Origin of the sequence: Thioalkalivibrio sp. AKL12, from assembly GCF_000377925.1 — a bacterium.
GTDB classification, from domain to species: domain Bacteria; phylum Pseudomonadota; class Gammaproteobacteria; order Ectothiorhodospirales; family Ectothiorhodospiraceae; genus Thioalkalivibrio; species Thioalkalivibrio versutus.
Genome location: NZ_KB898894.1, coordinates 42,766 through 54,218, shown reverse-complemented (window position 1 = coordinate 54,218; position 11,453 = coordinate 42,766). Strand labels below are relative to the sequence as shown.

The window sequence follows — 11,453 nt, the reverse complement described above, 5'->3', positions numbered from 1 at the left end:
GATCAGACCTGCATCCGCATGATTTCCTGATACGCCGTCAGCAGACGGTTGCGCACCTGGTTGGTCGCCTCGAAGGCGATGCTCGACTTGCTCATCGCGGTCATCACCTGCGGCAGGCTCACGTTGTCGTCGCCCAACTCGAAGCGCGTCTGCAGATCGGTCGCCTGCTGCTGTACCTGATTGACACCCCGCAGCGACTCCGTCAGCACGTTCTGAAAGTCCGCGCCGCCGACGCGCTGGGGTTCGCGCGTCTGCTGAGCCGCATTCGTGTTCTCCACGCCGTTGGCTTGCGTCAGTTGACGCATCTGCTGCAGGACGTTCTGGATCTGCATCTCGCTCATGCTCACTACCCCCGGGGCGTCTTGTTACGCCGGCCGACCGACCACGAAGGGCCCGCCGTATTTTCGTGTTCGACAGAAACTCTCAAGCAATCCATATGCCAGGCGACGGCACACTAGCCCGACGCGGGCACCGCAAAGCCGTGCTCGCGCAGACGCGCAATCTTGTAACGCAATGTTCTGGGGCTGATTCCCAGCCGGTCGGCCGCCTCCTTGCGCCGCCCGCCGGACTCGCGCAGGACGTTCATGATCACCCTGCTCTCCTGCGTCTGCAGGGTCTGCTCCAGCATCGGTGTCGGGTTCTCGTCATCCGGTATCGATTGCGCCCCGGTGGTCACCTCGCCGGCCCCGGTACTCCAGGGGTTCACCATGTCCGCATCCAGCCAAACCGACTCTGCACTCACCTGCGGATCCGCGTTGTCATGCAATGTGACCGCGCGTTCCATCACGTTCGCCAGTTCGCGCACGTTGCCCGGCCAGTCGTGTTCGCGCAGCCGTCGTTGTGCGCCGTCATCCAGGGTCTGGAGCTGGCCGCCACTCAGGCGTCGGAGCAACGCCTCGGCCAAGGGCACAATATCTTCCGCACGCTCGCGCAGTGGCGGGATGCACAGGGGAAAGACGTTCAGTCGGTAGTACAGGTCTTCACGCAAATGCCCTTCGGCCACGGCCGCGCGCAAATCGCGATTGGAGGTCGCGATCACGCGCACGTCCACGCGCTGCGGCCGCCGCCCGCCCAGGGGCTCGACCTCGCGCTCCTGCAGCGCACGCAGCAGCTTTGCCTGCAAATGCACCGGGATCTCCGTCACTTCGTCCAGCAGCAATGTGCCGCCGTCAGCCCGCACAAACTTGCCCGGTCGCGCCTCGACCGCGCCGGTAAAGGCGCCCTTGGCATGCCCGAAGAGCATCGCCTCAAGCATCGCCTCGGGCAGTGCGGCGCAGTTGATCGCTTCGAATGGTCCCCGTCGCCGCGGCGAGCGCGCGTGCAGCTGCCGCGCCAGGACCTCCTTGCCCACCCCCGACTCACCGGTAACGAAGACGGTTGCCGTGCTGCCGGCAATGCGCGTAACGAAGCGATCGATGCCGCGCATCACGGGACTGCGTGTCACCAATGCAGGGACCTCGAGCGACGGCTCCGGCCGCACTCGCGGACGCAGCCACCCGGCCAGCTCGTCCGCCATCCGCGGGAGCGCGAAGTGCGCCTCCAGCCCATGTCGCATCGCAGCCAGCTCCTGATCCTGGCTTGCGTCGCGGCTGACTGCCGCCAGTGCTGCCGTGGCTTGGCTCAGGGCATCCCGGGACAGGTCCGCAGGATGCGCCAGCAGGATGACCGCCGGGGCGGACACCTCCAGGGATTGCACCAGCGCGTCGGCAGTACACGTCTGCAGACGCACCCGCGGGATCGTGGCCAGCACCTGGACCACGGCCTCTCGTAGTTCGGGTTCGGCATCCACCAGCAGGATCGTGGCTCGCGACATGAAGTTCTTCCCGTATCGATTCGGGGAAGATCTAGCAAACATCGCGCCACCAATGCAGGCGATTAGTTTATAGAGGGTTTTTCTGGATCGAACCGGGATTCGTCAAGCCTATGACGCTGGGGTCGTCCATCTAGGCTCCTGCGAGTGACGGGATTCCGTCCACTTGAGCACACCGATTTCCGGGCGCGTTCACGCCCGCATTCGCGTCTTCTCAGGCCTTGCCCAGCCCGAACTTGCGCATGCGCTCAACCAGCGTGGTCCGCCGCATGCCCAGACGCCGCGCGGCGCGCGCCACCACGTGTCCCGTCTCGTCCAGGGCACGGGTGATCATGTCGCGTTCCAGGTCGTTGAGGAAGCTGCGCAGATCGACGCCCTCCGGTGGCAGACCACCGGCCAGCAGGTTGGAGCCCGCCGCGGAACCGCCTTCGAAACCATTCGGCGTAGTCGGCGGCAGGGTCAGATCCTCGATTCCGTCCGGACGCACCCGCGGTGGCAGCTGCGCCAGGTCCACCGGTAGATCCGGATAGATGATCGCAAGCTGCTCCAGCAGGTTCGCCAGCTCGCGGATATTTCCCGGCCACGCCAGTTGACCCAGGTGGGCAACCACCGCAGGGGTCAGGTGGGCTGGGGCCATGCCCTGCTCGCGCAGCCGGTCTTCCAGAGCGGCGATCAGCAACGGCATGTCGCTGGTGCGTTCGCGCAGAGGTGGCAGCTCGATCGGGAATACACTCAGGCGGAAAAACAGATCCTGACGGAAACCGCCCTCCGCCACCGCGTCATCCAGATTCCGGTGGGTAGCCGCGATGATTCGCGCGCGGGCCGAGATCGATTTGTTGGAACCCACCCGCTCGAACACCCGCTCCTGCAGTACGCGCAGCAGTTTCACCTGCATCGGCAACGGCATGTCGCCGATCTCGTCGAGAAACAGCGTGCCATCCTCGGCCAGTTCAAACCGGCCGGCGCGCGCGGTGAAGGCGCCGGTAAACGCGCCCTTCTCGTGGCCGAACAGCTCGCTCTCCAGCAGGTCCGCCGGGATGGCGCCGCAGTTGACTGCCACGAAGGGTTTATCCGCGCGGTCGGAGGCGTTGTGGATCGCGCGGGCCACCACCTCCTTGCCGGAACCGGTCTCGCCCAGAATCAGCGCCGTGGCATCGGTTCGCGCCACTTGCCCGACCAGACGCTTGACCGCCTGCATGGTCGGATGCGACCCGACCAGCCCGGGGATATCGTCGTACCCCGGCTCGCGACCGAAGCGCAGCCACTGGAGGACCTGAGAAACCCGGCCAATCGAGAGCGGATGCTCGACGATGCAATCCACCCCGTCGGCCTGCACCTTGCCACCGTCAGTCGGTTGCACAACAACCGGCGCCAAATCCCCGCGCGGCTCCTGCAGGCGTGCGGACAGCTCGGCGGCAGGCCCGCAAAGCCACACGGCTGCGGCGGGTGTGCCATCCATCAGGTCAGTCGGGTTGGTGTGGGTCTCGGCCACGCAGCCGAGGCAGTTCAGGATCGCCTGTGTTGCGTCCGTGGCTCCTGCATCGCCGCTGAGTGCAATGCGCATCGCCTGTTGTTGTTCCCCCGAACCCCGCATACCGCTGTGCCCCGACTGCCGCGATCGGATGCGCCCGCCCGGGAAACGCCCCGGCCGGCATCCAATGGTGTGATCGAGTTCGCAGTATCGAGCCTATTTGTGATTGCCGTCAACTTTCTGGCGTTTCCCGGCGACCTCGCGGCGATGCAAGCGAAAGATCCAGCGACCGATCGCCTCTTCCAGGGGACCTTCGACCCCCGTCCAGCGGGTCATCTGCAAGCCTCCACGTGTCGTCGGACTTTCGACGCCTAGCACGCACGGCTGGGGCAACAGGCGGCTGAGGTAGACCTCCACGCGCTCACAACCCTCCGGCAACGTGCCTGCGGGCAGCACAATCCCGTGGCCACTGAGCGTCGCCTCCACCGGATCGGGACGCTCGGGGTGGAGTGACTCTGCGACCAGGTGCAACAACAGATCCAGCTTGTGTTCCAGGCGCTGCACCTCGGGCGAAGTCTCGTCCTCGTGCGGCATCGCGCCGCGTGGGTGGGCGGCGTCGAACAGGTCCAGGTTTTCGATGAGGCGCTGCGCCAGCACCGGATCGGTGGCGGGCCGGACCGACGGACCAATCATCAGCGCGGTCGTCACACGCAGGTCATCTCCGAGAAACTCGTCCTGACTGGCGTCATCCATGTGCGCTCCCGCCTCCCTCGTCGCCGGAACAAATGTTTCCGTTATAGACCATGGTGGGCCTTAGCCGACAAATACCCGGGCATTGCGGAACAGCCGCAACCACGGGCCCTCCTCGCCCCAGTCCGCCGGGTGCCAGCTATGCTGCACACTGCGGAACACCCGTTCTGGATGCGGCATCATGATCAGCGCACGCCCATCCTCGCTGGCGAAGCCGGTGGCTCCGCCGGCCGAGCCATTCGGGTTGGCCGGATAAACCGTCGCCGGGGTGTCATCGGCCTCCACGTAGCGCAGGGTGGCCTGATCGTGGACCGGCACACCGTCAGCGTAACGGGTGCGTCCCTCGCCATGGGAGACCACAACCGGCAACACCGAGCCGGCCATTCCGTCGAGCAGCACCGCCGGGCCCGGCTCGATGCGCACCTGCGACAGGCGCGCCTCGAACTGCTCGGAACGGTTGCGCACAAAACGCGGCCAGTGATCGGCCCCCGGGATCAGCGGTGCCAGATGCGAAAGCATCTGACAGCCGTTGCAGACCCCCAGCGTGAAGGTCTCGGGACGCTCGAAGAACCCCTGGAAGGCATCCCGCAGAGCCGAATGATTCAGGATCGTCTGCGCCCAGCCGCCGCCGGCACCCAGCACGTCGCCGTAGGAAAACCCGCCGCAGACGGCCATCCCCTGCATCGAGCCCAGATCCTGACGCCCATCCAGCAGGTCGGTCATGTGGACATCCACCGGGGCAAACCCGGCGCGCTCGAACGCCGCCGCCATCTCCAGCTGCCCATTGACCCCCTGCTCGCGGAGGATCGCAATGCGCGGACGTTCGCCGCGCGCGATCATCGGGGCGGCCACATCCTCGGCCGGATCGAAATTCACCCGTGGCCGCAGACCGCCATCGGCATCCACCCGCGCGAGCTCCTCGTCGGCACACTCCGGATCATCGCGCAGCCGCTGCATGCGCGCCGAGGTCTCCTGCCACTGACGCTGCAGACCGGCACGGTCACCGGTGTACAGATCCCGCCCGTCCTGGCGGATGGCGATCTGTTCGTCCTCGCGCAGGCGCGCCACCGGATGCAGGTGCGCCTCCAGCCCCGCCTCCGCGAAGGCGTCGCGCAGCGCGGACTCGGAACCCGCAGCCATCTGGACCACCGCACCCAGTTCCTCGTTGAACAGCCAGGCCGCTACCGGCTGGCCGCCAGGGATCTCCACATCGAGCCCACAGCGCCCGGCGAAGGCCATCTCCAGCAGGGTCGTGATCAGTCCGCCGTCGGAGCGGTCATGGTAGGCGCGCAACAGGCCGTTGCGGCGCAGGGTGCCGATGGCATCGAAGAAGGCGCGCAGGCGGGCGGCATCCACCACGTCCGGGGCGGTCTCGCCAATATGCCCGTAGCCCTGAGCCAGCGCCGAGCCCCCCATACGCGAGCAGCCCTCGCCCAGATCGATCAGCCACAGCCGATCGTCCGCCGCCGGATCCGGCTGCGGCGTCAGGGTCCGGCGGGTATCCGCGACCCGGGCAAAGCCCGACACGATCAACGAGACCGGGGCGTGCATGTGCCGCGCCTGCCCGTCCTCGGTCTCCCATACCGTGCGCATGGACAGCGAGTCCTTGCCCACCGGGATCGATATCCCCAGCGCCGGACACAGGTCCTCGGCAATGGCGCGCACGGTGTCGAACAGGTTGGCGTCCTCGCCGGGTACCCCGGCGGCGGCCATCCAGTTGGCCGAAAGGCGAATCGCATCCGTGCCATCGATATCGGCCCCGGCCAGGTTGGTCACCACTTCGCCGATCGCCATGCGCCCGGAGGCCGGCGCCGACAGGATCGCGAGCGGCGTGCGCTCGCCCATCGCCATCGCCTCGCCGGTATACCCGTCGAAATCCGTCAGCGTGACGGCGCAGTCCGCCACCGGCACCTGCCAGGGACCGACCATCTGATCGCGCGCGACCAGCCCCCCCACGCTGCGATCCCCGATCGTGATCAGGAAGTGCTTGGCCGCGACCGCAGGCATGTGCAGCACGCGCTCCAACGCCTCCGCCAACGGACAGGCCTCGGGGTCGAAGTCCGTCACCGGCGGCGCCCGGCGGCGGTCCTCGCGGGTCATTAACGGCATCTTGCCCAGCAACATGCCCATGGGCATATCCACCGGCGGCTCGTGGAACAGGTCGTCCTCGACCTTCAGGTGTCCCTCGTCCGTGGCCTCGCCCACCACCGCGAACGGGGCGCGCTCACGCGCCGCCAGGGTACGGAAGGTCTCCAGATGTTCGCGGGCAATCGCCAGCACGTAGCGTTCCTGCGCCTCGTTGCACCACAGCTCCATCGGCGACAGACCCGGCTCGGCCGTCGGCAGGTCGCGCAACTGGATCACCCCACCGCGCCCGGCGTCATCCAGGATCTCCGGAATGGCGTTGGACAACCCGCCCGCACCCACATCGTGGATCGACAGGATTGGATTTCCGGCCCCCAGGGCCGTACAACGGTCGATCACTTCCTGGCAGCGCCGCTCCATCTCGGGGTTGCCGCGCTGCACCGAGGCAAAGTCCAGCTGCTCCGAGCTCGCCCCACTCGCCATGGACGAGGCCGCCCCGCCGCCCAGGCCGATCAGCATCGCCGGGCCGCCCAGAACCACGATCGGGGTGCCGGCCGGCACATCCTGCTTGTGCACATGCTCGCCGCGGATCGACCCGACCCCGCCGGCGAGCATGATCGGCTTGTGGTAGCCGTACAGGGTCTCGCCATCGGCGCCATCCGGCAGCGCCATCTCCAGCGTGCGGAAGTAGCCAGCCAGCGCCGGCCGCCCGAACTCGTTATTGAACGCGGCCGCGCCGATCGGGCCGTCCAGCATGATCTGGCGCGCGCTTTCGATGCGGCCAGGGCGACCAAAATCCCGCTCCCAGGGCTGCTCGAAGCCGGGAATGCGCAGGTTGGACACGGAGAACCCGGTCAGCCCTGCCTTGGGCTTGGACCCCTGCCCCGTCGCGCCCTCGTCACGGATCTCGCCCCCAGAGCCGGTGGCCGCCCCGGGAAACGGCGAAATGGCGGTCGGATGGTTATGCGTCTCGACCTTCATCAGGATTGCCAGATCCAGCGCCTCGCGACGATACTCGCCGGTAATTGCATCCGGCATCAGGCGCGTACCTTCGTGCCCGGCGATCACCGATGCGTTGTCGCTGTAGGCGGACAGCACGCCCTCGGGATGGCGCGCATGGGTCTGGCGAATCATCCCGAACAGCGTGCGCTCGTCCGCCTCGCCGTCCAGCACCCAGGCGGCATTGAAGATCTTGTGTCGGCAGTGTTCCGAGTTGGCCTGCGCAAACATCATCAGCTCGGCATCGGTCGGCGCGCGGCCCAGCACGGAGAAGCCATCGGCCAGGTAATCGATCTCGTCCGGGGACAGCGCCAGGCCCAGTTCGCCATTGGCGCGCTCCAGCGCCGCGCGAGCATCCTCGCCCAGCTCCACACGCCCCAGCGACCGTGGCGTCTCGCTGTGGAACAGCTGAGCGGCCGCCGCGGGGTCCTCGATCACCGCCTCGGTCATGCGGTCGTGGAGCAGGTCGGCCAGCACCTCCAGATCCGCGCTCGCCGCCACTTCGCCCCCGATCTGCCAGTGGATGCCACGCTCGATGCGCTCGACCGCGTCCTCCAGTCCGGCATGGTGGGCGATCTCGGTGGCCTTGGACGACCACGGGCTGATCGTGCCAAAGCGCGGGATCACCACCAGTTCGCGCTGCACCGCAAATTCGGGCGCCTCCCAGGCCTCGCCCTCGCGCAGCAGGCGCGCCAGCACCGCCTCCTCGTCCGGACTCAGCCGGCGGCGAGTCTCCACGAAATAGATGAACCGTGCCGCCAGCGGGCCGGCACCCGGTACGCTTGTCCGCAGCCCTGCCTCCAGAGCCCGCAGTCGAAACGGCGAGACCGCCGCGCCCCCTTCCACAACCCGCATTACGCTTCCTCGAAACCGGACGTACCGAAAGCCGCGCATTGTACCGGAGGCGCCTGCCGCGCGGGACCGGTACGGGACCGCAATTGCGCTGGTTGGGGAACTCCCGATGCGTTACCCTGTCCATGTAGTACTTGGGGGCGACATGGCTTCGACGCGGGTCGCGAAACCTGAGGTGCATGCCGAGGCTGTAGTGGACCTCGTTAAAACCGCTGCAAAAAAATAGTTGCCAACGACGACAACTACGCACTCGCCGCTTAAAAACCGGTAGATGCCGTCCGACTGGAGCCGTGCTTATGCGTCCAGTATCGGGCGTCGACTCTCATAAGCTCGTGGTGAAGCGCGCCCGGCGTGGATCCATTAAAACTCAACCGGGATCGCCAGCTACATGCCCTGACTGTCGGGTGGTCGCTGGTTAAATTAAAAGACAGAATAAGCATGTAGAGCCGAAGGCGGAGGTCCTGCGGACGCGGGTTCGATTCCCGCCGCCTCCACCAATTAAGCAGTAAAATCAGGCACCTACGGGTGCCTTTTTCTTTTTCCCCATCACCTACCCAACAACGGCCAGACACAAAAAAGCCCCCCTAGGCGGGACCCAAGGAGGGCAACTGGTCCGTTTCATCAACAAGGTGGAACCATACCTTGTCCGGGATTAACCGCCCGGCTCGGCTGGAGACCAGCCTACGGCTGGTTTTTCTTTACGCCGGTTCAGCGCCCAGGATAAGGGCCTTCACGGCTTCTGGATTGGTGACAGCACCACCGACGCGCTTGCGAACATACCAATTTACGAAACCGGGCTTGGTGTACGGGTCGCGCAGCACGCTCACGCCGATGCGATCGACCACGGTATAGGCTTCGCTGAAGTTACCGAACAGCAGGCCGACAGCGCCGTCCGCCAGTTCGGGCATATCTTCCGCGAGGCGTACCTGATAGCCGAGGAGCGTGTCGGGAACGCCATCGGCCAGACTCATCTGCAACAGGCTCCGGTCATCACCGTCCCGCAGCTTCCGAATCTTGTTCCGCATGGCACGAGTCATCAGGAACGACGCACCCGGCAGATAGTCCGCCTTGAGCGAATCGACCAGATCATAAAGCGCATCATCCGGTGTCTCTGCGGCGAAATCGCCAGCGACACCGGTATAGACCGTGCCGATGGTGTAGGCAGCCGGATCAGCGCCCCACTCGAAAGCATCATCCGGCACGAAGTCATAATCCAGAATGCCGCGCGGCTGGCCGTTGCCGTCACCAGTGATAAACGCTTCCGATTCCTGCCGGGCGAAACGCGTACCCACCTTGCCCTGAATCCAGCCCTCTACATCGAATCGAGAGTCCTCAAGCATCTGCTGGGTCGCGCTCGGATACGCGTAGTGCTCATGAACCGCGATCTTATGGCGGGTCAGGAAATCAATGTCGGTCTGCGTCCGGTTCGCTTCCTCGGCAGTCCATGCCGAATCCGGCTCGCCCCGGTCCACAAGCACCTCGACTTCGTTCGACTCGGTGCTGATGAGATTCGCCACCGACCGGACGGGGCTGGATTCGCGGATCTTCTTGAAGATCTGATCCACCCAGTCCTCGCGGACGGTTACGCCCTGGCCATCACTGGTGACGGAAAGCGCCTTCCGGTCGAACTCGGCACCACGCAGCCAGTCACCAAGCGCCTTGGTTTCCGGACCATCATTCGCAGACGCGCCAACGTCGAACTTGGCCTTGCGAGCAAGCGCCGTTTCTAGCTGCGAAACGCGCTGGTCCTGCTTCTGCTGGAACGTGGTGAAATCCTGCGCCAGCCCTTCAATCGTTTCGTTGAGTTTAGTCATTGCTATTACCTTTGGTTTCGAATTAAAAGATCCCGTCATCGAAACCGAAAGGGCCGACAGCATCCCGCTGCGCCATCCCGGCGGATAGCCCGCGTCCCGCGGGATCACCTGAAGCAAGCGACCTGACACGGGGAGTCGATCGCTGCTTATTATGTTCTATTATACTTCCCGCCACCGAATTTACAATATCATCGTGCCCATTCGGCGGGTGTGAAATGTTGTCTTTTCCGCTCCGTGCAGTTCGCCGTTCTAGCCCGATCAATTCGCGCTGTAATGCATCGTTTTCTAACAACTCCACACGGCCGGAATTCAACAAAGGCAAAATGTCGCGGTAAATGTCACTCGCGGGGCGGTCGCTCAACTTGTACGCAATACCGCGTTTCTTAAATTGCTCGCGTGGCCATTCTCCCGCGTAGCGGTCGCCCGTAACGGAACTGATCCGGTATTGCTTCAGCAATTCGCAGAATTCCGACACCACGGCCTCGGGCGAGAACGGCGGCTTCCGGGCGCGCACCGCATCGACTACCACCACGTCCCCCTCGCGGTGCGAAATGGCCAGTGTGAAGGCGTCCTTCGATCCGCCTGACGGGTCAGTGAATGCCCGGTACTGCGTGTCGGGGACCGGTGGCAATTCCTGGCGACCAGGGACCGTGCAGGCGTCTACCGTCTCGCGGGAAACGAACGTTTCCACGTCCGTTCGGAACTCGGCCATGTACTCGGCACGTGCGGATGCCGGGTCACGTGCCATTGCCTCGGCCACCACGCGTTCCGGTAGTTCGGGATTCATCGTGCGCGACGGTGCCTGCGCGACCAGAATGTTGGAGTCTTTGCCGTAGTGGCGGCGGTAGGCATCCCAGAGAACGCCCCGGCGCGCGTAGGGCGAGGAAAGGCAAATCAACGGGCCGCCTAATGTTGCGAGGCCAGGGCGTAGGGCGTTAATGATTTCAGCATCCGGGTTTGCGCTTTCGTCGCTGCGCCAAAATGCGATTTCGTCTGCGATCACACAGCCGTACGTTGCCCCACGCGTGGCGCGGAATGAAGCCGTGGTGATCTCAATAACGGCCCGGTTCGATAGTTCGATTGATTCTTTATCTTCGCGAACGATCATCCGTTCTAGCATCGGGTTAGAGCGCAGCAGACCGGCCACATACCGAAACACGGCCCGCGCCTGCTTGCGATCAGCCGCGAGTACGGCCACCGTCGCCATTTCGCCGGGTGATAGCCGGTCGGCATGGTCACGAAAGGCGGCTTCATATACAGCCAATAGGGCCGCATTCTGGGACTTCCCGCCCCTTCGGCCAATGGTCATCCAGAGTTCGTCGTGTGCGCTGCCTGGGACGCTCTCGCGGCCTGTCAGGGCGTGCCAGTGTTCCGCCTCGGCATCCGTCAGGGGCAGGCCATAAAAGCCCGCGAGAAGCGCCCTCCATGCTTCCCATGACGGGCCGCCGAACTGTGCGCCAAACAGGGCCGGGTCGGTCATCACTTCGCGGATATTCACTTGCGCACCGCCTCGGCAGCCTGGTGCGCCACGTTCAACATGGCGGCATAACGAGACTGGTTCCCGGCGTGCAGTTCGTCCAGCGCCATGCGGCGCAGCGTGGCGACGTGCTTAGCGTCCCGGCTACCTCGGAACTCGGGGCATCGTTTAGGGTGCGCCGTGGCGTGACGCTGA

The 11,453-nt window shown here is 65.1% G+C and carries 7 protein-coding genes and 1 other RNA gene; 1 reads left to right on the top strand and 7 read right to left on the bottom strand.

Annotation, left to right across the window (positions count from 1 at the left end; all coding sequences use genetic code 11):
* Positions 1–2: 2 nt before the first annotated feature.
* The 5 genes from fliE to purL all read right to left on the bottom strand — a co-directional run bounded on the left by fliE (position 3) and on the right by purL (position 7,970).
* A complete protein-coding gene (fliE, locus tag D579_RS0105985) occupies positions 3–341 on the bottom strand; it encodes a flagellar hook-basal body complex protein FliE (protein ID WP_018937642.1) in 339 nt (112 codons plus the stop codon).
* A 113-nt stretch (positions 342–454) separates the two neighbouring features.
* Complete coding sequence (locus tag D579_RS0105980) at positions 455–1,813, bottom strand: sigma-54-dependent Fis family transcriptional regulator (RefSeq protein WP_018951407.1); 1,359 nt, start codon at positions 1,811–1,813, stop codon at positions 455–457.
* Between the two features lie 211 nt (positions 1,814–2,024).
* Entirely contained in the window at positions 2,025–3,404 is a 1,380-nt protein-coding gene (locus D579_RS0105975; protein ID WP_026289452.1) for a sigma-54-dependent Fis family transcriptional regulator, read from the bottom strand.
* 93 nt (positions 3,405–3,497) lie between these two features.
* A complete protein-coding gene (locus tag D579_RS0105970; protein ID WP_018937645.1) occupies positions 3,498–4,034 on the bottom strand; it encodes a PilZ domain-containing protein in 537 nt (178 codons plus the stop codon).
* A gap of 60 nt (positions 4,035–4,094) precedes the next feature.
* Positions 4,095–7,970 carry a phosphoribosylformylglycinamidine synthase gene (gene purL / locus D579_RS0105965; protein WP_018951405.1) on the bottom strand — a complete coding sequence of 1,292 codons (3,876 nt, stop codon included), beginning with the start codon at positions 7,968–7,970 and terminating at the stop codon, positions 4,095–4,097.
* 133 nt (positions 7,971–8,103) lie between these two features.
* Between purL and ssrA the strand changes: the two genes are divergently transcribed.
* Positions 8,104–8,464, top strand: a transfer-messenger RNA (tmRNA) gene (gene ssrA / locus D579_RS14670).
* A 201-nt stretch (positions 8,465–8,665) separates the two neighbouring features.
* On the opposite strand, the gene D579_RS0105960 is transcribed toward ssrA, so the two are convergent.
* Positions 8,666–9,781, bottom strand: coding sequence for a phage major capsid protein (locus D579_RS0105960; RefSeq protein WP_018951404.1), 1,116 nt, complete (start codon positions 9,779–9,781; stop codon positions 8,666–8,668).
* A gap of 22 nt (positions 9,782–9,803) precedes the next feature.
* Complete coding sequence (locus D579_RS14195; protein WP_196800938.1) at positions 9,804–11,279, bottom strand: hypothetical protein; 1,476 nt, start codon at positions 11,277–11,279, stop codon at positions 9,804–9,806.
* Between the last annotated feature and the right edge of the window lie 174 nt (positions 11,280–11,453).

Excerpts from the sequence above, each read along its gene's own strand:
- fliE (WP_018937642.1), bottom strand. The coding sequence starts at position 341 with ATGAGCGAGATGCAGATCCAGAACGTCCTGCAGCAGATGCGTCAACTG.
- D579_RS0105980 (WP_018951407.1), bottom strand. The coding sequence starts at position 1,813 with ATGTCGCGAGCCACGATCCTGCTGGTGGATGCCGAACCCGAACTACGA.
- D579_RS0105975 (WP_026289452.1), bottom strand. The coding sequence starts at position 3,404 with ATGCGGGGTTCGGGGGAACAACAACAGGCGATGCGCATTGCACTCAGC.
- D579_RS0105970 (WP_018937645.1), bottom strand. The coding sequence starts at position 4,034 with ATGGATGACGCCAGTCAGGACGAGTTTCTCGGAGATGACCTGCGTGTG.
- purL (WP_018951405.1), bottom strand. The coding sequence starts at position 7,970 with ATGCGGGTTGTGGAAGGGGGCGCGGCGGTCTCGCCGTTTCGACTGCGG.
- D579_RS0105960 (WP_018951404.1), bottom strand. The coding sequence starts at position 9,781 with ATGACTAAACTCAACGAAACGATTGAAGGGCTGGCGCAGGATTTCACC.